The organism is Aeromonas sp. R5-4 (assembly GCF_040908215.1).
In the GTDB taxonomy this organism is placed as follows: Bacteria; Pseudomonadota; Gammaproteobacteria; order Enterobacterales; family Aeromonadaceae; genus Aeromonas; species Aeromonas veronii.
The window spans coordinates 1-21,184 of the sequence record NZ_JBFODG010000001.1 but is presented as its reverse complement, the minus strand read 5'-3'; the positions used below and the strand labels follow the sequence as shown (position 1 = coordinate 21,184).

Here is a 21,184-nt window from a genome sequence, read left to right as displayed (position 1 = left end):
AACTGTTAACCGCCTGTCGACAGGAAATCCACAACCAATTTGTTGAACAGAGCCGGTTTTTCCGCATGCAGCCAGTGGCCGGTACCCGCGATGACACGCACCTTTGCCGCCGGGAATTGAGCCAGTGCCGTCTCGCTGTATTGGGGCTGCATATAGTCAGAATCCTCCCCTTTGATAAAGAGCACAGGCCCCTCGAAGCGGTGCTCATCCTCTGGCCAGCCCATGATGTTGGCGTAGTTTTGCTCAAGGGCGGGCACATTGAAGCGCCAACCCCAGCCATGCTCGCCTCTGGCGAACGATTTGAGCAGGAACTGGCGCACCCCGGCGATCTCGATGTGCTGCGCCAGCATGGCTTCCGCTTCACTGCGGCTTAGCGGCGGCGTGCGCAGGGTGGCGTTGAGGCCGGCAAAGACATTCTGGTGGCGGGAGTGGGGATAGGCGACTGGCGCCATATCGGCCACCACCAGCTTGGTCACCCGCGCTGGCGTCAGCTTGGCGAGCTGCATCGCCACCTTGCCGCCCATCGAGTGGCCAATCAGGGTCGCTTCGGCAATATTCAGCCGATCCATCAGGGTGAGGATATCGGCCGCTTGCGCCGGATAGCTCATCTCGTCCGAGTGAAAGGAGGCACCGTGGTTGCGCAGATCGACGCTGATGACCCGGTACTGTTCACAGAGGGCACGGACCAGCAGGCCGAGGTTGTCGAGGCTGCCAAACAGGCCGTGGATCAGAATGACCGCCGGGCCCTGACCCTGCTCCTTGAAGTTCAATATGCTGTTTTGTTGCAAAATGACACCTTGTCGGTCGTGGGTGCGTATCGCTGTTTTATTTAACGCACTGGAAAGAAAAGGATTTCGTCCAATGGATTGGGATTTTATGTGGTTTTTTTTCTAAAAAATCCTGTCCGGATCGGCTATCAGTGCGGCTGATCACACACTTGGCCCGCTATTATGCCGTATTCTCGGTGAGATTCATGTACATCTGCCAGCCCCTTGCTTGGGCTGTCGGGTTTGCCTATGTATAATCGCCGCATCCGAATTTCGACGAGTCCAGCGCATCCCTATGAAAACCATCGAGCTTGATGACGATCTCTACTTCTATATCGCCAGCCAGACCCGGCACATCGGTGAGAGTGCCTCCGATATCCTGCGCCGTCTGCTGGAACAGCCTGCTCACCAACGTGTGCCGGTTGCCGAGCCCGTTGCCGTCGCGCAGCCCAGTACGGTAGCCACCCAACAAGGGCTGCAAGCCCTGCTCGATTCCGGTGAGCTGCAAAAAGAAGAGAAGTCCATCAACCGCTTTATGCTGGTGCTGAGTACCCTCTACCGGGATAACCCGGAAGGCTTTACCCAGGCCACCGAAATCAAGGGGCGCAAGCGCGTCTATTTCTCGCAGGATCCCGAGGCTCTGCGTGCTAGTGGCAGCACCACCAAGCCCAAGCCGGTACCGGAGACCCCGTTCTGGGTGATCACCAACACCAACACCAGCCGCAAGCAGAACATGGTGGCCCAGCTGATGGCCAGCATGGGCTATGGCGAAGAGGTGATCGCGCAGGTGTGCGGCGCCATTTAACGATTCTTCAAGACTCAGGCCTTGCCCGGCAAGGCCGCCATTACGCAAGGAAAACGCCATGGCTCAGCATTCCCACGCCGGTCAACCGGCCCGTTTAAGCGACCTGACCAACATCCCCCGTCTGGTCAGCGCCTACTACCTCAACAAGCCGGACATGAGCCACCCCGAGCAGCGGGTTGCCTTTGGTACCTCCGGCCACCGTGGCAGCGCCCTGCACAACGCCTTTACTGAATCCCACATCCTGGCGGTGACCCAGGCGCTGGTGGAGTATCGCCAGCAGGCCGGTATCACTGGCCCGCTGTTTGTCGGCATGGATACCCACGCCCTGTCCGAATCCGCCTTTGCCAGCGCCGTCGAAGTGCTGGCGGCCAACGGCGTCGAGACCCGCATTCAGGCTGGTCTCGGTTTTACCCCGACCCCGGTCATCTCGCACGCCATCCTGCGCTACAACTCTGGCAAAGAAGGGGCCAGCAAGCCTGCAGCGCGCGCCGACGGCGTGGTGATCACTCCGTCCCACAACCCGCCGGAAGATGGTGGCTTCAAGTACAACCCGCCCCACGGTGGGCCTGCTGAAGGGGAGATCACCAAGTGGGTGGAGGACCGTGCCAACGCCATTCTGGAAGCGGGTCTGGCCGGCGTGAAGCGGATGCCGTTCGCCGAAGCGCTCAAGAGCCCGTTCGTGGTCGAGCACGACTATGTCACCCCTTATGTGGATGATCTGAAGAACGTGCTGGACATGGACGCCATCAAGAACGCGGGCATCAAGATCGGTGTCGATCCGCTGGGCGGCTCCGGCGTCGCCTACTGGGACGTTATCGCCAAGACCTACGGCCTGAACATCGAGGTGGTGAACTACAAGGTCGACCCGACCTTCTCCTTCATGACCCTGGATAAAGACGGCAAGATCCGGATGGACTGCTCCAGCCCGTTCGCCATGGCGAGCCTGATTGCCCTCAAAGACAAGTTCGACATCGCCCTTGGCAACGACCCTGACTACGACCGTCACGGTATCGTCACCAAGTTCGGCCTGATGAACCCGAACCACTATCTGGCGGTGGCAATCCAGTATCTGTTTACCCATCGCACCGGCTGGTCTACCGATGCGGCCGTCGGCAAGACGCTGGTATCTTCTTCCATGATCGACCGGGTTGCCTGCGAGATTGGCCGTACCCTGAAAGAGGTGCCGGTCGGCTTCAAGTGGTTCGTGGATGGCCTCTACAGCGGCGAGTTCGGTTTTGGTGGCGAAGAGAGCGCGGGCGCCTCCTTCCTGCGCAAAGATGGCACCGTCTGGACCACCGACAAGGATGGCTTCATTCTGGCGCTGCTGGCGGCGGAAATTCTGGCGGTGACCGGCAAGGATCCGCAGTCCCACTACGATGCACTGGAAGCCAAGTTTGGTCGCTCCAGCTACCGACGTATCGACGCCCCGGCCAACAGCGCCCAGAAAGCGGTGCTCTCCAAGCTGGATCCGGCACTGGTAGAAGCCTCCACTCTGGCGGGTGAGCCCATCATCGCCAAGCTGACAAAGGCGCCGGGCAACGATGCCGCCATCGGCGGCCTCAAGGTGGTGACCGAGAACGGCTGGTTCGCGGCGCGCCCCTCCGGCACCGAGTCCATCTACAAGATCTACATGGAGAGCTTCAAGGGCGACGCGCACCTCGACCTCATCCAGCAGGAAGCCCAGCAGATCGTCTCTGCTGCGCTGGCCAAGGCTGGTGTATAAGCCACCTTCAAGTCACTGACCGCTGACTAAAAAGAGGAGCCGCAATGGCTCCTCTTGTTTATGCGCGGATTGAGGTGGTCTGGTGTTTACGCCTCGTTACAGATCCCTGTACTCGCTCGGCGGGCTTGCCAACGTTTGAAGAAGAGGCGTGCTGGCAGCTTCATCAGGAACAGGGAGAGCAGGATCACCCCGATGCCGATCCACTGGCTGACATCCAGGGTTTCACCCACCATCAATACCCCAAGCGACACAGCCATCATGGGATTGGTGAGGGCTAGCATGCCCATCACCTTCGGGCCGTGGTGCTTTAATCCCCACAACCAGGCCCAGTAGCCCAGCGCGGTGTTGAGCAGGATCAACCAGAGCAATCCCGGCACACTGGCCGGATCCGGTAACGGCATTGGGCCAGCTAGCCACCAGGCGAGCGGGATCAGCATCAAGCCCCCAAGCAGCAATTGCCAGGCGGTCAGCGCCAGCAGATCGTTTACCGGCCAGTGGCGCATCCAGCGGCTGGATTGGCCGATCAGCACTGTGGCCAGCATGGCGCATGCAACTCCGACAGGATCCAGATTGGCAGAGGGGTTGAGCAACAGTAATACCCCAGCCAGCCCCATCAATCCCAGCAGTAGCCATTTCAGGCTTGGTCGTGTGCCATCTTGCAACCAGGCCAGTAGCATCAGCACCAGCGGCAGGGTGGCACCAAGTGTACCTGCTACTGCCCCCGGCAGCCGGAAGGCCGCCACAAACAGCAAAGCGAAGAAGGCGGCAATGTTGCAAAACGCCAACAGGAACTGCTTGCCCCAGGGCAGAGGCGGCATGCGCGGATGCAACAGTAACAAGAGCAGCCCGGCAGGCAGTGCCCGCCATACGGCAACCCAGTAGGGTGAGTAGTCAGTCAGGTAGAGGCTGACGACAGCATAGGTGCTGCCCCACAGCAGTGGAGCCAGCAAGGCGATCAGCATTGGCATTATTTATCTCTTCATAAAGTATCTTTAAGTGAAGATAAATTAGCGCCAAATTGATTTATCATCAAGTATCTCGATATAAAGATAAGTGGTTGGCGATGGAATTAGATCATGTAGACCTGCTGCTGGCTCAGTGGGCCCAGCAGCGACCGGATCTCGACTGTTCTCCTATGGGGGTGCTGGGTCGGGTAGCCCGGATGGCGGCAATTGCCGGTCGTGAGGTGAGTGAAGAGCTCAAGGAGTGTGGCCTGCTTGGCACGGACTTCGACATTTTGGCGACCCTGCGTCGGTCGGGTGAGCCACTGACGCCGACAGTGCTCTACCAATCGGCCATGTTGAGTTCGGGTGCCATGACGGCTCGGCTCGACAAGCTGGCCGAGCGGGGACTGATAGAGCGGCAAGCGGCGCCTAGCGATCGGCGCAGCCTGCTGGTCTGCCTCACCGAATCGGGCAAAGCGCTTATCGACCGAGCGGTTGAGCTGCACGTGGCCAACGAGCGTCGCCTGCTGGCGCCACTGACCGAGGCGGAGCAGGCTCAGTTAGCGGCACTGCTCAAACGCTGGTTGCTGGAAAACGAATAACAAAAACGGGCCAGCAGGCCCGTTTTTGTTGGCAAATCAGTGCTTGACTCAGTAACCGCCTTTGGCCTCTTTCACCGCCAGACCCAGCTGCCACACCGCCATAGCGTAGTGGGTGCTGTGGTTGTAGCGGGTGATGGCGTAGAAATTGGGCAGGCCGTACCAGTATTGGTAGCCGGTGCCCACATCGAGGCGCAACAGGCTCGATTCGCTGTGATTGCCCAGGTTGCTGGTGGGGGTCAAACCGGCGCTGCGCAAGGTGGCGACCGGGTAGCGGGTCTGGAAGCCGTGCTCGTAGCCGGGCAGTTGCCCCTGACCGCGTACCGCCACCGGTTGGCCTTTCTCCCAGCCGTGGGCCTTGAAGTAGTTGGCGACGCTGCCGATGGCATCCACCGGATCCCACAGGTTGGTGTGGCCGTTACCGTCAAAGTCCACCGCATAGCGCTGGAAGCTCGACGGCATGAACTGGCCATAACCCATGGCGCCGGCGTAGGAGCCCTTGGGTTCTGCCGGATCCATCCCCTCGTCGCGGGTCATCACCAGGAAGGCTTCCAGCTCGCTGGTGAAGAACTCGGCGCGACGCGGATAATCAAACGCCAGGGTGGCCAGCGCATCCAGAATGCGGGTCTTGCCCATCACCCGGCCCCATCTGGTCTCGACCCCGATAATGCCGACGATGATCTCAGGCGGCACCCCGTAGACCTGCTCCGCCCGGTTCAGCTCGCTTGCGTATTCACGCCAGAAGTTGACGCCATTCTGTACGTTGTCCGGGGTGATGAACTTGGCGCGATAGCGGTTCCAGGCGCCGGTCGGGCCGGTGGGCTTGGCTGTAGTCGGCGCCTGGGCATCCATCAGGCGGATGATCCAGTCGTAACGCTCTGCCTGTGCCAGCACCTGATGCAGCTGGGCGTTGTCAAAACCGTGCTTCTCGACCATTTTCTGGACGAACCGGTCCACGTTGGGGCGATTGGCGAAGTCCCCCTTGCTAACCCCTTGTGTATAAATGGGTTTGCTCGATGGTGCCTGATTGATAAAGGCGCTCTTGGGCTGGGGGACGACCACGGGTTTTGGCGCTGGGGCGCTGCTGCAGCCACCGAGCAGGGGGAAGAACGACAGAGTGAGAAGAGAGGCAAGGCGACGCATAGGGTTCTCAAAGAGACTGATAAAAGTGTCGCAATGGTAAAACATTGTCATCCCCGTGCAAGTGTTCCGTGCGCCTTGTTTGCCGCCAATTCATCGTGCGATGGATTAGCCCTTCTGTGAGGGCTGTGCTGTTTAGGGCTGGGGGGGACGCAGGGTGTGGTAACCGCTCCAGAGCCGGGTCAGGGTGGTGATGAGGCAGAGCAGGGCAAAGCCGTAGGCGAGCGGGGCGAAGGCGGCGGGCCACAGGCACATCAGCACAAAGAGGGCGATGGTTTCGCTCCCCTCGGTGAGGCCGCCCAGATAGTAGAGGGATTTGTGGTGGTAGACCGGATTGTCGATCCCCCGTTTGCCCGCCATGATGGCAAACGCCAGAAAGCTCGACCCTGTGCCCATAAAGGCAAACAGCAGGGTGGCGGCGGGCAGTGCATTGGCGGGGGCGGCGAGGGCAAAGCCCAGTACCACGGCGGCGTAGAAGATAAAATCCAGCGTGATGTCGAGAAAGCCGCCGCAGTCGGTGATGCCGGTTTCCCGCGCCACGGCGCCATCGAGCCCGTCCAGCAGCCGGTTGAGCAGGATGGCCGCAAGCGCCCACGGATAGCAGCCAAAGGCCAGCAGCGGCAGCGCCAGCATGCCGATGGCAAAGCCGGTGAGGCTCACCTGATTGGCACTGATCCCGGCGCGGCAGAGCGGTTTGGCAAGCTGGGTGAGGGGGCTGCGGATCACGGGGATCAGATGGCGATCAAACAAGGTGAACACTCCTCGGTTAAAAACAGGATTCGGTGAGGTGGAGTATGGTGCCCGGCGCGTCTTCCGCATCGTGGGTCACCAGAATAGCGGGGATGGCCAGCGCCTTGATCTGGGCGAATACCAGCTCGCGAAAGGCGGCCCGCAGCGGTTTGTCGAGGCGGGAGAAGGGCTCATCCAGCAGCAGGGCGTCGGGTTCGGCCAACAGCGCTCGCAGCAGACTGACCCGCGCCCGCTGACCCCCTGACAGCAGCTGTGGCAGCTTGTCAGCCTGATCTGCCAGTGCGACCTGCGCCAATGCGGCCAACGCCTTTTCCCGCCGCGCACGTTTTCCCTTGATGGTCGCTGGCATGCCGAACATCAGGTTCTCCGCCACCGTCAGATGGTCGAACAGCAGGTCATCCTGAAACAGCATGCCGATGCGCCGCGCCTGCGGCGGTAGGGCGTTGAGTGGCCGCTCGCCGAGCATTATCTCCCCCTCCAGCCGAATCGAGCAGCTCCTCGTCAGCGCGCCCGGCAGTACTCCGGCCAGCCCCGCCAGCAGGGAGCTTTTACCGCAGCCGCTTGGGCCCATCAGGGTCAATACCTCTCCGGCGGCCACCTGCAGGGGGGGCAGCGAAAGCAGCAGATTTTCATCAAGATAAAGTCGAAGAGGTGTGGTGCTCAGCATATGGCTGTTTCCATCATCAGAGTTCATCGTGAGCCGCCCCCCTTGAGCGCCGGATTGATCCGCGCCGGCAGCCAGAGTGCCAGCAGGTAGATAACGAGTGGCAGCAGCAGTTGCAGCAGGCCGTAGAGCCCCGCCAGCCGCCGGTTGAGGCCGCTGCCGATGGCCACAGCTTCGATGGTGATGGTGACCACTCTGCCAGCCCCAAACAGCAGGGTCGGCAGGTATTGGGCCAAACTCACCGCCGCCCCGACGCCGAAGGCAAACAGCAGCGGGCGCGCCAGCAGAGGCGCTTTGACCTGCCACCAGGCTCGCCATGGCGTTGCCCCCAGCAGTAGGGCGCTCTGAGTGATCCGCGGATCGAACTGGCGATAGGGGCCGTGCAGACACAAATAGACATAGGGAAAGACAAACAGCAGCTGGCTCCAGAGCACCCAGCCCCAGCCAATGCCGCTGCTTATCGAGTCATGTGCAAGCCAGTCCAACCCGAGCCGGATACCAAATAGCAGGCTCGCTTGCGGCAGCAACAACGGCAGGCAGATAAGCCAGAGCGGCCAGGGGCGGCGGCCGGCTTGTGCCTCCAGACTGCACACCGCCATTCCCAGTGCCAGCAAGCCGCTCACCAGCGCCAGCAGTGTGCTGGTTGTCAGCAGTGGCAGCAGGGTTGGCAGCAGATCCAGCCAGTAGTGACTGCTCCACTGGCTGGGCCAGAGGGCGGGAAAGGGCCAGCGGCGCGCCAGTGACCAGAGCAGCAGCGCCGCCAGCACCGCCAGATTGAGGGTGATCAGGGTGAAGGCAAAGCCCGCTGCGAGCCGGTTGGCAAAGAAGTGGGGCGCCGCCCGTTTGCCATCGAGCCAGCAGCCTTTGCCCATCTCTTTATGAAGCCACTCCAGTAATCTGAGCAGAGCGATGAGCAACGCCGTGATGGCGAGCAAAAGCAGGGCGCCGCTGGCGGTGGCTCCGCGCCAGAGCAGATCCGGGTCCTGATACCAGAGCCACAACCGCACCGCCAGCGGGGCGGGGGCATCGGGCCCGAGCAGCTGGGCGAGATCCACCACCGCCACTCCGTAGGCCGCCACCGCATAGATGGGCAGGCGCAGGGCAGGCCACAGCGCTGGCAGCAGCAGGCGCCACCAGATCTGGGGGGCGCTGAAACCGAAGCTCGCCCCCAGCCACTGCTGGCGTGCCAGCAAGATGGGCTGCTGCGCGGCCATCGCCATCAGCAGCAAAAAGGGGGTCTCCTTGAAAACGAGCAGTGCAATCAGCCCGAGCCCCCAAGGGTCGCGGATGGTCTGCCAATCGGGGGGGAGATCAAACCCCGTTAGAGCTGGCGAGAGGAGCCGCAGCAGCCAGCCGGAGGGAGCGAGTAGAAAGGCAAAGCCGATGGCAAAGGCGACGTGGGGCATGGCCAGCATGGGCGAGAGCAGGCGACGGAGCAGGCCGAAAGCCCGGCTGTCGCTGTGGGCCAGCAGCAGGGCGGTCAACAGCAGGCTGCCAAGGGTTGAGGCGGCGCCAATCCACAGACTCAGCGCAGCTGAGTGCCAAAGACCGGGTTGGGCGAGCAGCAAGGCGAGATGAGAGGCGGCCATCCCCTCCGCCAGCAGTTGCCACAGTCCCGCCAGCAATGGGATGACGAAGATCGCCAGATAAATGACCGCCATCCCCGTACTCATACTGGGGTGGCGTGTCAACCGGCACCACGGTCGGGAGCGGGAAAGCGGGTGACCAGCGGCACTCATCAGTGACCGTAACGCTCGGCCCAGGCCGCTTCCAGCTTGAGCTGCCAGCTGGGGTGAGGCTCGGCTACCGCTTTGAAGCGCAGTGCCGGTTGCCCCTTGGCTGAATCAGGCAGCGCATCGGCCTGCAGCACGCTGGGATCACCCCAGAAAGCCGGATTGGCTTTTCGTGCCTGCGCCGCCGGGCTCAGCAGGAAGTTGGCCACCACCTTGGCACCTGCACGGGCACTGGCGTTGAAGGGGATGGCGAGAAAATGGCTGTTGGTGAGCGCCCCTTTCTCCATGGCGACTGCCTCCACACTGGGGGGCAGGGCACCAATCTGAGCGGCGCTCTGCGCCTCCTGCGGGTTGAAGCTGATGGCCATGGCCAGTTCGCCATCATCGAGCAGTTGGCGGGTCTCGGCGGCGCTGGTAGGGAACAGTTTACCCTTGCGCCAGAGCGCCGGGTGCAGCTCATCGAGCCAGGCCCAGAGCGGGGCGGTGAGTTGGGCAAAATCGCTCTCGGTCGCCTCCCGATAGAGGGGGGCGGGGTTTGGCGTCAATTCCAGCAGGATCTGCTTGAGAAAGCTGGAGCCATGGAACTGGGGCGGCTTGGGATAGGTGAAGCGGCCGGGATGGGCCTTGGCCCACGCCAGCAGGGCTGCAGCCGAGGTGGGCGCTCTGGCGACCTCTTCGGTGTCGACCATCAGATTGAGCTGGCCGATGCCCCAAGGGGCTTCCAGCCCTTCCACCGGCAGGGTGAAGTCCTCACTTACCGGCAGGGTGCTGTCTACCAGCGCCATGTTGGGCAGCTCGGTGGTAAAGGGCGCGCCGAGCAGCCCCTGCTCCTTGAGCGCCTTGAAATTCTCGCCGTTGACCCAGAGCAGGTCGATGGGGCCGCCAGCTTGCTTGCCCGCCAGCTTGTTGGCCAGCAGCTGGCTGACGCTCTGGGCGATATCATCCACCTTCACCTGCACCAGCTTGACCTGATAGTCGCGCGCCAGCTCCTGCCCAGCCCACACCAGATAGGCGTTGATCTCCGGGCTGCCGCCCCAGGCGTTGAAGTAGACGGTCTGCCCCTTCGCCTCCTCAAGGGTCCGTTGCCAGTTGTCGTCTGGGTTGGCCGCCAACAGCGGGCCGCTGGCCAGCAGGGGCAGGGCGCACAGCAGCGCATTTAGCCGCTGTTTGAGCCGAGATCTGCGGTGTGAGTTGAGGTGTGAGCCGAGCAGTGAGAATGGCTTTAGCATAAACGTTTCTCTGGTTGTCAGGCGCCACGGCGCCAGCGGTGATAACGGGCCAGCAACGCCAGCACCCGGGTGGGCCGGTGGGCCCGTTTCCATTCACCCGCCACATATTTGTTCCCTTCCATCAGGGTGGGATAGGCGTGAATGGTGCCGAGGATCTTGCCAAGGCCGAGGTGGTGACGCATGGCGAGCACGAACTCGGCAATCCGCTCACCGGCGTGAGTGCCCACTATGGTGGCGCCAAGGATAGTATCCTTGCCCTGCACGGTCAGCACCTCGACAAAACCGTGGCGCTCCCCATCGGCGATGGCTCTGTCCAGCTCGGCCAGCTCGAAGCGGGTCGCCTCGAAGGGGATCCTCTGCGCTTCGGCCTCCTTGCGATTGAGGCCGACCCGGGCAATCTCCGGCGTGGTGTAGGTGGCCGCCGGAATGACCCGATAGTCGGCCCGAAAGCGCTTGAACTGGCCAAACAGGGCATTTACTGCCGCATACCAGGCCTGATGGGCGGCAAAGTGGGTGAACTGGTAAGGGCCCGCTACGTCTCCCACTGCCAGTATGCTGGGGAAGTTGGTGGCAAGAAAACCATCGACCGCTATGGTGCCGCGGGGGGCCAGCTCGACTCCCAACTCTTCGAGCCCGAAGCCGCTGACGTTGGCGACCCGACCCAGTGCCAGCAGCAGTTGATCCCCTTCCACCACTTGTGTCTCATCGCCCCGGCGCAGTTGCAGCCGGATGGGGAGATCCCCATCGGCTGCGGGCAGATAGTCGGCTCGTTCGGCACGCCAGCCGGTGAGTAGCTGTACGCCATCGCGGCTCATCTGCCCGGCCAGGGCGTCGGCTACCTCTCTCTCTTCGCGGGGCAGCAGTTGCTCCGAGAGTTCCACCAAGGTCACGGGAATGCCGAGCAGGGCGAAGCTCTGGGCCAGCTCGCAGCCGATGGGGCCACCGCCCAGCACCAGCAGGTTGCGCGGCGGGGTGCGCAGCTGCCAGAGGCTATCCGAGGTGAGGTAAGGCACCTGATCCAGCCCCGGCAGCTTGGGCACCAACGGTCGGGCGCCGGTGGCGATAACGATATGGCGGCTGGCAAGGCGCTTGCCGTTAACCTCCACCTCCCAGGGGGAGACCAGCCGCGCCTCTCCTTCGATGCACTCCACTCCAAGCCCCTGATAGCGTTCGATGGAGTCGTGTGGCTCGACCTCCTTGATCACCTCAGCCACCCGCTCCATCACGGCGGTAAAATCGGCGCGGGAGTGGCTTGGGCTAAAGCCCAGCTCGTCGGCCTTGCGCTGCTCTGCGGCAAAGCGGGCGCTTCGGATCAATGCCTTGGAGGGGACGCAGCCGCTGTTGAGGCAATCGCCCCCCATCTTGTGTTTCTCGATGAGCGCCACCTTGGCCTTCACCGCTGCCGCGATATAGCTGGTAACCAGCCCACCTGCACCTGCACCGATCACCAGCAGGTTGTAGTCATAGCGAGCGGGTTTACGGTAAGGGGCGAGCAGGCGCCGTTGGGCGAGGTGTGCGGTCAATTTCTTGACCAGCCAGGGCATCAGCCCCAGCAAGGTCAGCGCGACCATCAGTCCGGGGGAGAGGATATTGCCGGTGCTGGTCAACTGGCCAAGCTCGCTGCCCGCCAGCACATAGACGAAGGTGCCAGGCAGCATGCCAAGCTGGCTGACCCAGTAGTAGGTGCTGACTCTGATGGGGGTGAGCCCCATCAGCAGATTGACCAGAAAGAAGGGGAAGATGGGGATGAGGCGCAGGCTCAGCAGATAGAAGGCCCCCTCCTTCGCCATGCCGGACTTAAAGGTGGCCAGCTTGTCTCCAAAGCGGGCGGTGACCCAGTCGCGCAGCAGAAAGCGGGCGCTGAGAAAGGCCAGGGTCGCGCCTAGGGTGCTGGCAAAGGAGACCAGCAGCAGCCCCCAGGCGACGCCGAACACAGCGCTGCCACCCAGGGTGAGCAGGCTGGCACCGGGCAGGGAGAGGGCGGTGCTCAGCACATAGATAAGCACGAACAGCAGGCTGGCCGAGACAAAGTGGCTGTCGACCCATTGCGCCACTGCCGCCTGCTGGGCCTGCAAGGCGTCCAGAGTGAGGTAACGGCCAAGATCGAGGGCAAAAAAGGTGCCGATAAGGCCCCCCATGACCAGTGCAAGCAGCAGGCGGGTTCGGTTCATCAGGCGTCCTTGCTGTCTGGCTGGGCAGGGCGTTCCGGCTGCACCGGCAGCTGGCAGAAGCCCTGCGGCGCGATATCGAGGGCGGCGTTGAACTTGGCCGACATGTTCTGGAAGGCGATAAGGCCGGTCAGTTCCACCATGGCATCGTCATCGAACCAGGGCTTGAGGCGGGCTGCCTGTTCATCGCTGACCCCATCGAGGCCAGTCATCGCTTCGGTGTAGTCGAGCACCGCTTTTTCCCGCTCGTCGAACAAGGGGCTTTCGCGCCAGTTGGCCAGCGCCTCCACCTTCTCGCTGGAGCCAGCTCTCTTTACCAGGGTCATGGCGTTGATGTCGACGCAAAAACGACACCAGTTGAGCTGGGAGACTCGCACCGTCACCAGCGAGCGCAGCACGGGGTCGATGGGGGAGCGCTTGCGGTTGATGACCCCGTAGAGGGTGGCGACGGCGGCAAAGAGGCGCGGCGAGCGGCCCCAGCACTTGCCCGGAATAAGCACCTGACCATAGTTGCGCTTTTGCAGCCAGAAAAAGGGGCGGATAAACCAGGCATATTCCCGGTCGGGTTTGACCTCAACGCGCATCAGTTACCTTCTTGTTGTTTCACACTTACGGTTTCAAATTGGGTTTGTAGGCCTGGCCGAGGCGCTCATTCAGGCGGGTCAGGAAATCCTCGATCCGCGCCCGGTTGGTGCCCAGATCGCTCTGCCCCTGGCGGGAGGCGGAGCGCATGTCGATGCGGGTCTCTTTGGGGCCGGCAAAGACCCGCAGCGCCACATCATCCTGAAAGCCGAACCAGCCGGTGGTAACCACCGCATCCAGACCGTCGGGGCTGGGTCGCACCTGCCAGCCCAGCTCCTGCATCAGTTCGTTGGCTTCAATCACCACTTCGGCAGGAGAGGCCCTGGTAAAGAGAGGACCGGGTTTTGCCTCAAACGCTTTCAGCGGGGCGCTATTAATTGGCAGATCCTGCGCTGTTCTCAGCTCTGCCGCCCAGCGCAGCAGGGGGGGATTGTAGGGATCGGTGCTCACATCGTTGATCAGCGGCATGCGAAGCGCCTGCAGCACAAAGAGCAGCGGCAGCAGCAGTGGCAAGGCGCCCAAACCGCTGGCGTAGCGGTTGCGGCTCCAGGGCAGACGCACCAGCAAGATAAGGGAGACAAGCGCTCCGATGAGACAGATCGCAAAACCCATCCACCAGGGCCAGAGATGAAAGCGGCTGCCAAGGGCGCCAGCGAGCGGGAGTAACCAGGCCAGCAGGGGCCACAAGCAAGAGTGGGGCATAGCACGGGATCCATCGTCGAATGTGGACAATGCCGAGAAGGATAAACTTAATTGCCTGATAACGTTAGTAAATTGATGAGAGTTTGGCGTGGTTTTGGTCAGTTTTGCGAGGGAGATGCAGAGGTCGATGAAGCCCGCCTGACGGGAGCTTCACCGAGAAAATGGTCAATTGCGATGACTTAGTTGCGATAGAGCACTTTGATCAGATGGAAGCCGAACTTGGTGCGCACCGGCCCCAGCACCTTGAGCAGTTCGCCCTTGAAGACGGCATCGTCAAATGCTTTCACCATATCTCCCTTGGAAAATTCTCCCAAATCGCCAAAACGCTTGCCTGAGGGACAGGTAGAGAAGCGCTTGGCCATCTGGCCGAAGTCGGCTCCCTTCTCGATCTTCTCCTTGATCTCCAGACACTGTTTTTCGGTCTTGACCAGAATGTGCTGGGCACAGGCTTTTTTCATCGGGGCGCTCCTGGGAGTGATGGCGAAGGTTGTTAACGCCAAGGGTGGTAGCAAATCGGGGCGCAAGAGTACCCCAATTTGACACAGGCGTCAGCCATCACAGCCCGCCCTTTATCGGCCGTATTATTGGCGAGCGCGGGTGGCCAACACGGCGCGGGGACGCGCTTGCCAGATGATCTCCAGACCGAGCAGGGCGTAGAGGCTCCAGATGGCCAGCGGATTGAGCCACTCTCCCCCCAGTTGCAGGGTCATCAGGGCGCAACCTGCCAGCAGCAAGGTGATGCCCGGCAGCCGCCAGTGGACGGGCAGGGGGGCCAGCATCGCCATCGCCAGCAAAATGCCGAGGCCAAACGGCAGGTTCAGGGCGGTAAAGGCCAGTGCCTGTTGGCCACTCATGCCGGTCAGCAGGGCCAGCAGGGCGCTGCAACAGGCGAGAAAGGTGATGAACTCGAGACGATCGGCAATATAGTCAGCCATCTGTTCGCTACGTGCATGCATGATGTGTCTCCTTCAGTTGATTCTTCAAGTGTGAGGGAGAGGCGGCTGCAAAGGCAGCGGGATAATTCGATTGCGCTGAACGAGCAATTCTTAATCACCCGCTACGGCTGGCTTTGGCGTGTGCCGGGCCTGTTAAACGGTGAGGGTGGGGCGATGCCGACAAACTCTGTCGTGGTGGGTTTCTGGTGGTAATGAGAGGGGGAGAGGTGACAAATGGTGCCTGACGACGAAGTGAACCTTGTTCAGGGCAGGTCAATTCGCTTCCATCGGGAAAGCGGGCGTCGTCATTGTCACCAAAATGTGTGATTTGTGGTCAACCGCTTAAAAGATATGGCGAATTTGCCAATGGCGCCGCGCTGTCGCTGGCCGATGCCTATGTTAGGATAAGGTTCGCCATTTTTCTGGCGCGCATTTTTGTGTCACGGCCATGCACGGCATGGCGTGCTGCGCCGCATTCGGGGTTGGCCCGAAAGGGCGCTGGTTTCCTTCACCACAGATTCAGGAATATTGACCTTTGACAGGATGCATTTCATCCCTGCTGGCAGGGCGTTCACTGTCTGGCTCTGCCTTTCGCCGCGGCCTGCGGGTACTGGGGGTGGGCCTGTTGCTGTCGCTGCTGGCTTCGCCCGCGTTTGCCGCCAAGCTCACCTATCAGGTCAAGGGGTTGAAAGGGGAGAACAAGGATAACGTCGACGCCTACCTCAATGCCCTGCCGGTCTATCAGGAGCGGCAATACCGCCCGGCCCGCGCCAAAATCACCGAGAGCGTGCAAAAGGCGCTGCAGGTTTATGGCTACTACCAGCCGAAAATCACTCTGAGTCGCGACAAGAAAACCCCGTCCAAAGTGGTGATTGAGGTGGACAAGGGGGAGCCGGTCATCGTCTCCCGCCTCGATATTCTGCTGGAGGGGGATGCGGGCAGCGACGAGCTTTACAGCGCCTTGCTGGACAAGTTGCCCCTCAAAGAGGGGGAGCCCCTCAACCACGCCAAATATGAATCCATCAAGGCGGATCTGGGCAGCCTCGGGCTGGCCCGTGGTTACTTTGATGCCAAGCTGAGCAAGAGTCAGGTCAAGGTGTTCCCGGACAAGGGGACGGCGGAGATCTTTATTCTGTTCGAATCGGGCCATCGTTACCGTTTCGGCGAGATCCGCTACGATGCCACCCCCGAAGCGCTTCACCTGATCCGCCCGCTTATCAACATCAAGAGCGGTGACCCCTATCTTGCCATCCGTCTGGCCGAGATGTCGCAGGATGTCTCCTCCACCAAGCTGTTCCGTCAGGTCGATATCAAGCCGGTATTGAGCGAGGCGAGCAACTATCGGGTGCCCATCGCGGTGACGCTGGATAACCGGGTCGATCACGAAATCGAGACCGGTATCGGTTACGCCACCGACGTAGGCCCGCGGATGAGTGCCACCTGGGAGAAGCCCTGGGTCAACCGCTATGGTCACCGTCTGTTTGCCACCGCCAAGGTCTCCCAACCGGAGGCAGAGCTCAGCTTCGACTACCAGATCCCGGTGGGCAACCCGCTGCGGGACTACTACTCCATCCAAACCGGTTACCAGTACAAGGACAACAACGATACCCGCTCCGATCTCACCACTATCGGTGTGCACCGCTGGACGCGGCGGCCGGAGAGCTGGGATCGCGACGTCTTTATCCGGCTGGAGAACGAGATCTATACCCAGGGGGCCGACGAGGGGAACAGCTTGCTGCTGATCCCGGGAGTCTCCTGGTCCCGGCTGCGGGTGCGCGGCACCCTGGTGCCCGACTGGGGGGATCGTCAGCAGTTGACGCTGGAGTTCTCCGATCCCAGATGGGGCTCCGACATCAGCTTTATGCGGGTTTGGGGGCGCAGCAAGTGGCTGCGTACCCTCGGCGATAACCACAGATTCCTGATGCGGGCTGAGCAGGGGGCCATCATAGGTGACAGCTTCTCGCTGGTTCCGCCGTCTTTGCGCTTCTTTACCGGTGGCGATCAGACGGTGCGCGGCTTTGGTTACGAGAGCATCTCCCCCACCGGGCCGGATGGCAAGCTGACCGGTGGTCGTTACACCAGCGTGGCCAGTCTGGAATACAACTACCGCTTCAGCGAGAAGTGGCTGGGGGCCATGTTTGTGGATGGCGGCACCTCCACCACCGATTACAGCGAGCCCTGGAAAATCGGTACAGGCGTCGGTGTGCGCTGGGTCACCCCCATCGGCCAGGTCAGGCTGGATCTGGCGGTCGGGGTATCGGAGGAGGACAAGCCCTTGCGGCTGCATTTCGCATTGGGGCCTGAATTATGATGTTGTCTAAACGCTTTTTTCTTTGGCCGCTGCGGCTGTATCTTGCGCGGGGGTCTGCATTGTGATCTGGCTAAAACGCATTTTTCTCTGGCTGATGGGGCTGGTGTTCCTGCTGCTCATCGGTGTCAGCCTGCTGGGCTTTACCCATCAGGGCAACAAGTGGTTGTGGCAACAGGCCAAGGGAGCGCTGCCCTCCCTCAAGGGAGAGCTGGTAGCCGGTCAGCTTGGCTATGGCTGGACCCTGGAAGGGGCAGGCTGGCAGGATGAGCTGGTGGATGTCACGGTGGATCGCGCCGTGCTCGATTGGGATCTCGGCAAGTTGCTTCAGGGCAAGCTCTGGATAAAATCCCTGGCGGTGACCCATCCGGTGGTCAAGGTAGCCGACTCCGAGCCCGCACCGGAAGAGCCTTCCGAACCCTTTGTCTGGCGCCCGCTGCCACTCAAGATCCAGGTCGACAGCCTCAAGGTGGCCGATCTCGCTCTGGCTGTGCCCGGCGTGGCCGTGACCCTGGGGTCCCTCGATATCGGCGCCACCCTCAACCGCAAGGGGCTGATTGTACGCGGCCCGGTGCTCGATAACCTGAAGGTGACGCTGGATGACGCGGCACCCGCCAGCGCAGCCAAATCCGCCAAGCAGCCGACTGCTAACGAGAAGCAAGCCGGTGCTGCGGTGGCGCGCAACGACAAGGCCAGCGCCAAGACCCCCAAACAGAGCAAAGGGGCGCCAGCTCCAAATACGGCAAAGGCTGCCCCCATTCTCCTGCCCGCCATTCATCTTCCTTTCCCCATCCAGCTGGAAGGGGTCAGTGCGACCCGGGTGCAATATAAGCAGGGCGAGCTGATTGAAGGGCTCGACAAGCTGCTGCTGTCGGCCACTGCTGCCGACGATCGCATCGAGGTGCGCGAGCTCTCGCTGCGCCACGCCATGGCCGATCTGGCGCTCAAGGGACACATCCAGCTCAGTGATGACTACCCGCTGGCGGTGACCCTGGATGCCAAGGCCCGCAAGGGGCTGCTGGATGGCGAGCTGCAGGGTGAGCAGGCCACGCTGGCGCTGAGCGGTTCGGTCGGCAAGCTGGGGCTGGCGTTGTCGGCCAAGGGGCCGGTCGCCGCCAGTCTCAAGGGCTCGCTGGCCGCCCTCGACCCGGATCTCCCTTTTGATTTGGCCCTCGACTGGAAGAGCCTCGGCTGGCCATTTCATAAGCCTGCCAAAGATGAGCCAAGCTATCGGCTGGACAAAGGGAGCCTGACTGCCAAGGGCAAGCTCTCCGGCTACCAGTTTGCCCTCAATACCTCCGGCAAGGGGACCGATGTCCCACCCTTCAAGCTTACGCTGGACGGCAAGGGGGATCTGGAGCGGCTCAGCAAGATCGCCTTGCAGCTCAATGCCCTCAAGGGGGAGCTGAAGCTCGATGGCAAGCTCGCCTGGAACAAGGGGATCGAGTGGCAGGGAACCACCCTGTTCAAGGGGATCAATCCGGCCGAGCTGCTGCCCGAGCTGAAAGGGACGCTGGCCGGTGAGCTGGAGAGCCGTTTCGTGATGAACGAAGCGGGCCACTGGGAGCTGAAACTGCCCAAGCTCAAGGTGGATGGCAAGCTCAACCAGTACCCGCTGGCCCTCAAGGGGGAGCTCAGCGGCAACGACAAGATGGAGTGGCAGATCCCGGCGCTCTCGCTCCAAAGTGGCCCGAACCAGTTGCAGGCCAAGGGCAGCATCAGCACTGCCCAATGGAAGCTCGATGCCAACTTGCAGGCTCCCCAGCTGGGGGGTATCTATCCCGGCCTGAAAGGGGATATCAAGGGGCAGGTGAAGGTCAGTGGCAATCAGCAGACGCCAAAAATCGATGCGGATCTCGCCTCCGAGCGGCTCTACTATGCCGGCACCGACCTGAAGGGTATTAGCCTCAAGGGTAATGCGGTGATCGGCGCCAAACCGGCCGGTGAGCTCGCGTTGTTGGTGGCGCAGCTGAAACAGGGCGAAACCAAGCTCAGCCAGCTGGCCCTGAACCTCAGCGGCGATATCAGTCAGCATCTGTTGACCCTGACCATGAAGGGTGACCCTGTTGCGGCCAACCTCAAACTGGGTGGCGGCGTGCGGGGGGATCACTGGCGCGGGGCGCTCTCCGAGTTGCAGTTGAAAACCCCGCTGCGCCGTTGGGACTTGAGCTCCCCTTGGGCACTGGATCTCGATCTGCCGCGTCAGCGGCTGGCGATGGGGGATCTTTGCCTCGGCTCCCAGGGGGCCAGCCTCTGCGTCAAGGGGAGTCAGGTCTCCGCTGCGCAGGGCACCCTGGAGTTTGCCCTGAGCGAGTTTGATCTCAAGCGGCTGCGCCCCTGGTTGCCGGACAACTTCCGCTGGCAGGCGATGCTCTCGGCCGATGGGCGTGCCAGCTGGCGTGGCAATCAGCCGACCCTGCATGCGGTGGTGCGCACCACGCCGGGCACTTTTGTGGCAGATGGCCTCAAGACCGACTATCAGCAGCTGGCACTGGCCCTGGATTTCGAGCGGCAGCAGGCGGCCATTCGCCTCGATTTTGCCTCCAAACAGATCGGCAATATCGATACCGATCTGCTGATCAGGGAGCCCGCCGGGCGCGGTCTGCTCGGTGGTCAGCTCAAGTTTGACGATCTCAAGCTCAATACCTTTGCGCCGCTCATCCCTGAGGTGCGCTCCCTGCAAGGGATCATCTCCGCCGATGCCCGCTTCGACGGCACCCTGGCGGCGCCCCTGCTGTTTGGCCAGCTCAACCTGCGTGACGGTGAAGTGCAGACCCACTCCGACATGGTGACCCTGACCAAGCTGGTGACCCGCCTCAAGATCGAGGGCAATCGGGCCGAGCTCGATGGCTCCATGCTGGTGGGCAAGGGGCCGCTGGCACTGGGAGGCTGGCTCAGCTGGGCCAAGATGCCGGTCAGCGGCAGCCTCACTATTCAGGGCAAGGATCTGGAGGCGCAATATCCGGGCATGGGCCGGGTCAGAGTCTCGCCCGATATCGCGGTGTCGCTGGGTGAGGAGACCCGCATTACCGGTCAGGTGGATATTCCCTGGGCACGTATTCTGGTCAAGAGCCTGCCGGATTCGGCGGTGGCGGTCTCCGACGATGTGACTGTGGTCTATGACGATCTGCCCCCGGCTCCCAAGCAGGCCAGCCTGCCGCTGGCGATGAAGGTGGCGATCCGCCTTGGCAACGATGTGAAGCTTGATGCCATGGGGCTGAAGACCGATGTCTCCGGCGGTCTCAATATCCGTCAGGATCCCGAGAAGCCGCTGGCAGGCAACGGCCAGCTGGTGCTGACCAACGGCCGCTTCAAGGCCTACGGTCAGAACCTCATCATCAAGGAGGGGCGGATCCTCTTCTCCGGTCCGCTGGATCGGCCGTTCCTCAACATCGAGGCCAACCGGGATCCCGATACCATCGAGGGTCAGGTGACGGTCGGGGTGCGGGTGACTGGCCCTGCGAGCAAGCCTGAAATCACTGTCTACTCCGAACCGCAGATGGCGCAGTCGGAACAGCTCTCCTATCTGCTGCGTGGCAAAGGGTTGCAGACCGGCGGTGAGGATGGCGGTTTCAACGGTCTGCTGGTGGCCGGTGCGGTGAGTCAGGCCAACGGCGTGGTGTCGAGCATCGGCGAGTCGCTGGGGATGAGCGATGTTTCCCTCGATACCGCGGGCAGTGGTGACAACACCCAGGTGACGTTGTCGGCCTATCTGCTGCCGGGTTTGCAGTTCCAGTACGGGGTCGGGGTTTTCAGCCCCATCGCCGAATTCAAGCTGCGCTACGAGGTATTGCCACGGCTCTATCTGCAGGCGATGAGCGGGGTGGCTCAGGCGGTCGATATCTTCTATCGCTTTACTCTGTAACGCTTCATTCCGTAACAGGGCTGATATGAACGTAAACGGGAGGGGCAGGCCTCCCGTTTTTTTATTGCGCGATCGGCTGCAGGTAAATGGCGATAAGGGACTGGAGGGCAGAGGAATTACGGATTAGGCAGACCAGAAATGCGAAAACCCGGCGCCAGGCCGGGTTTTCTGAATGATGGTGGAGGGAGAAGGATTCGAACCTTCGAAGGCAGAGCCGTCAGATTTACAGTCTGATCCCTTTGGCCGCTCGGGAACCCCTCCACGGGGTAT

At 61.8% G+C, this 21,184-nt stretch carries 17 protein-coding genes and 1 tRNA gene; 5 read left to right on the top strand and 13 right to left on the bottom strand.

What is annotated here, in order from left to right:
- Window positions 1-5 precede the first annotated feature (5 nt).
- Entirely contained in the window at window positions 6-788 is a 783-nt protein-coding gene (locus AB5Y83_RS00090) for an alpha/beta fold hydrolase (RefSeq protein ID WP_368174460.1), read from the bottom strand.
- Window positions 789-1,062: 274 nt separating this feature from the next.
- Here AB5Y83_RS00090 and seqA point away from each other — a divergent pair, with 274 nt between their 5' ends.
- A complete protein-coding gene (seqA, locus tag AB5Y83_RS00085) occupies window positions 1,063-1,572 on the top strand; it encodes a replication initiation negative regulator SeqA (protein WP_005350541.1) in 510 nt (169 codons plus the stop codon).
- Between the two features lie 58 nt (window positions 1,573-1,630).
- The gene (gene pgm / locus AB5Y83_RS00080) at window positions 1,631-3,295 is read left to right on the top strand and encodes a phosphoglucomutase (alpha-D-glucose-1,6-bisphosphate-dependent) (protein ID WP_368174459.1); all 1,665 of its coding nucleotides are present in this window, start codon (window positions 1,631-1,633) and stop codon (window positions 3,293-3,295) included.
- Between the two features lie 86 nt (window positions 3,296-3,381).
- Here pgm and AB5Y83_RS00075 read toward each other — a convergent pair whose 3' ends face one another.
- Window positions 3,382-4,263 carry a DMT family transporter gene (locus tag AB5Y83_RS00075; protein WP_368174458.1) on the bottom strand — a complete coding sequence of 294 codons (882 nt, stop codon included), beginning with the start codon at window positions 4,261-4,263 and terminating at the stop codon, window positions 3,382-3,384.
- A 95-nt stretch (window positions 4,264-4,358) separates the two neighbouring features.
- On the opposite strand from AB5Y83_RS00075, the gene AB5Y83_RS00070 reads away from it, so the two are divergent.
- The gene (locus tag AB5Y83_RS00070; RefSeq protein WP_368174457.1) at window positions 4,359-4,841 is read left to right on the top strand and encodes a MarR family winged helix-turn-helix transcriptional regulator; all 483 of its coding nucleotides are present in this window, start codon (window positions 4,359-4,361) and stop codon (window positions 4,839-4,841) included.
- A gap of 48 nt (window positions 4,842-4,889) precedes the next feature.
- On the opposite strand, the gene mltB is transcribed toward AB5Y83_RS00070, so the two are convergent.
- From mltB to AB5Y83_RS00020, 10 genes are all read right to left on the bottom strand, one after another.
- Window positions 4,890-5,981, bottom strand: a complete 1,092-nt coding sequence (gene mltB / locus AB5Y83_RS00065) for a lytic murein transglycosylase B (RefSeq protein WP_368174456.1) — start codon at window positions 5,979-5,981, stop codon at window positions 4,890-4,892.
- A 132-nt stretch (window positions 5,982-6,113) separates the two neighbouring features.
- Window positions 6,114-6,728: a CDP-alcohol phosphatidyltransferase family protein gene (locus tag AB5Y83_RS00060; RefSeq protein WP_159158581.1), complete on the bottom strand. Its 615-nt coding sequence runs from the start codon at window positions 6,726-6,728 to the stop codon at window positions 6,114-6,116.
- A gap of 16 nt (window positions 6,729-6,744) precedes the next feature.
- A complete protein-coding gene (locus AB5Y83_RS00055) occupies window positions 6,745-7,395 on the bottom strand; it encodes an ATP-binding cassette domain-containing protein (protein WP_368174455.1) in 651 nt (216 codons plus the stop codon).
- A gap of 23 nt (window positions 7,396-7,418) precedes the next feature.
- Window positions 7,419-9,053, bottom strand: a complete 1,635-nt coding sequence (locus AB5Y83_RS00050; protein WP_368174454.1) for an ABC transporter permease — start codon at window positions 9,051-9,053, stop codon at window positions 7,419-7,421.
- Window positions 9,054-9,130: 77 nt separating this feature from the next.
- The gene (locus AB5Y83_RS00045; protein WP_368174453.1) at window positions 9,131-10,354 is read right to left on the bottom strand and encodes an ABC transporter substrate-binding protein; all 1,224 of its coding nucleotides are present in this window, start codon (window positions 10,352-10,354) and stop codon (window positions 9,131-9,133) included.
- Window positions 10,355-10,371: 17 nt separating this feature from the next.
- The gene (locus AB5Y83_RS00040) at window positions 10,372-12,525 is read right to left on the bottom strand and encodes an FAD-dependent oxidoreductase (RefSeq protein ID WP_368174452.1); all 2,154 of its coding nucleotides are present in this window, start codon (window positions 12,523-12,525) and stop codon (window positions 10,372-10,374) included.
- Window positions 12,525-13,106, bottom strand: a complete 582-nt coding sequence (locus AB5Y83_RS00035; RefSeq protein WP_021231092.1) for a carboxymuconolactone decarboxylase family protein — start codon at window positions 13,104-13,106, stop codon at window positions 12,525-12,527. The genes AB5Y83_RS00040 and AB5Y83_RS00035 overlap by 1 nt, the downstream gene beginning before the upstream one ends.
- Before the next feature lie 25 nt (window positions 13,107-13,131).
- On the bottom strand, window positions 13,132-13,806 hold the full coding sequence (locus AB5Y83_RS00030) for a DUF1499 domain-containing protein (protein WP_368174451.1): 675 nt from the start codon (window positions 13,804-13,806) through the stop codon (window positions 13,132-13,134).
- A 179-nt stretch (window positions 13,807-13,985) separates the two neighbouring features.
- Window positions 13,986-14,264: a peptidylprolyl isomerase gene (locus tag AB5Y83_RS00025; protein ID WP_040066119.1), complete on the bottom strand. Its 279-nt coding sequence runs from the start codon at window positions 14,262-14,264 to the stop codon at window positions 13,986-13,988.
- 123 nt (window positions 14,265-14,387) lie between these two features.
- Window positions 14,388-14,762: a hypothetical protein gene (locus AB5Y83_RS00020; protein ID WP_005350568.1), complete on the bottom strand. Its 375-nt coding sequence runs from the start codon at window positions 14,760-14,762 to the stop codon at window positions 14,388-14,390.
- A 514-nt stretch (window positions 14,763-15,276) separates the two neighbouring features.
- Between AB5Y83_RS00020 and AB5Y83_RS00015 the strand changes: the two genes are divergently transcribed.
- Together AB5Y83_RS00015 and AB5Y83_RS00010 are read left to right on the top strand one after the other, a co-directional pair.
- Complete coding sequence (locus AB5Y83_RS00015) at window positions 15,277-17,052, top strand: autotransporter assembly complex family protein (protein WP_368174450.1); 1,776 nt, start codon at window positions 15,277-15,279, stop codon at window positions 17,050-17,052.
- A gap of 61 nt (window positions 17,053-17,113) precedes the next feature.
- Complete coding sequence (locus tag AB5Y83_RS00010) at window positions 17,114-20,914, top strand: translocation/assembly module TamB domain-containing protein (protein ID WP_368174449.1); 3,801 nt, start codon at window positions 17,114-17,116, stop codon at window positions 20,912-20,914.
- A gap of 176 nt (window positions 20,915-21,090) precedes the next feature.
- Here the strand turns inward: AB5Y83_RS00010 and AB5Y83_RS00005 are convergent.
- Window positions 21,091-21,175: transfer RNA gene (locus tag AB5Y83_RS00005), tRNA-Tyr, on the bottom strand.
- Between the last annotated feature and the right edge of the window lie 9 nt (window positions 21,176-21,184).

Coding starts and splice junctions, on each gene's coding strand:
- AB5Y83_RS00020 (WP_005350568.1), bottom strand. CDS start 14,762: ATGCATGCACGTAGCGAACAGATGGCTGACTATATTGCCGATCGTCTC.
- seqA (WP_005350541.1), top strand. CDS start 1,063: ATGAAAACCATCGAGCTTGATGACGATCTCTACTTCTATATCGCCAGC.
- AB5Y83_RS00030 (WP_368174451.1), bottom strand. CDS start 13,806: ATGCCCCACTCTTGCTTGTGGCCCCTGCTGGCCTGGTTACTCCCGCTC.
- AB5Y83_RS00025 (WP_040066119.1), bottom strand. CDS start 14,264: ATGAAAAAAGCCTGTGCCCAGCACATTCTGGTCAAGACCGAAAAACAG.
- pgm (WP_368174459.1), top strand. CDS start 1,631: ATGGCTCAGCATTCCCACGCCGGTCAACCGGCCCGTTTAAGCGACCTG.
- AB5Y83_RS00040 (WP_368174452.1), bottom strand. CDS start 12,525: ATGAACCGAACCCGCCTGCTGCTTGCACTGGTCATGGGGGGCCTTATC.
- AB5Y83_RS00045 (WP_368174453.1), bottom strand. CDS start 10,354: ATGCTAAAGCCATTCTCACTGCTCGGCTCACACCTCAACTCACACCGC.
- mltB (WP_368174456.1), bottom strand. CDS start 5,981: ATGCGTCGCCTTGCCTCTCTTCTCACTCTGTCGTTCTTCCCCCTGCTC.
- AB5Y83_RS00050 (WP_368174454.1), bottom strand. CDS start 9,053: ATGGCGGTCATTTATCTGGCGATCTTCGTCATCCCATTGCTGGCGGGA.
- AB5Y83_RS00075 (WP_368174458.1), bottom strand. CDS start 4,263: ATGCCAATGCTGATCGCCTTGCTGGCTCCACTGCTGTGGGGCAGCACC.
- AB5Y83_RS00035 (WP_021231092.1), bottom strand. CDS start 13,106: ATGCGCGTTGAGGTCAAACCCGACCGGGAATATGCCTGGTTTATCCGC.
- AB5Y83_RS00055 (WP_368174455.1), bottom strand. CDS start 7,395: ATGCTGAGCACCACACCTCTTCGACTTTATCTTGATGAAAATCTGCTG.
- AB5Y83_RS00070 (WP_368174457.1), top strand. CDS start 4,359: ATGGAATTAGATCATGTAGACCTGCTGCTGGCTCAGTGGGCCCAGCAG.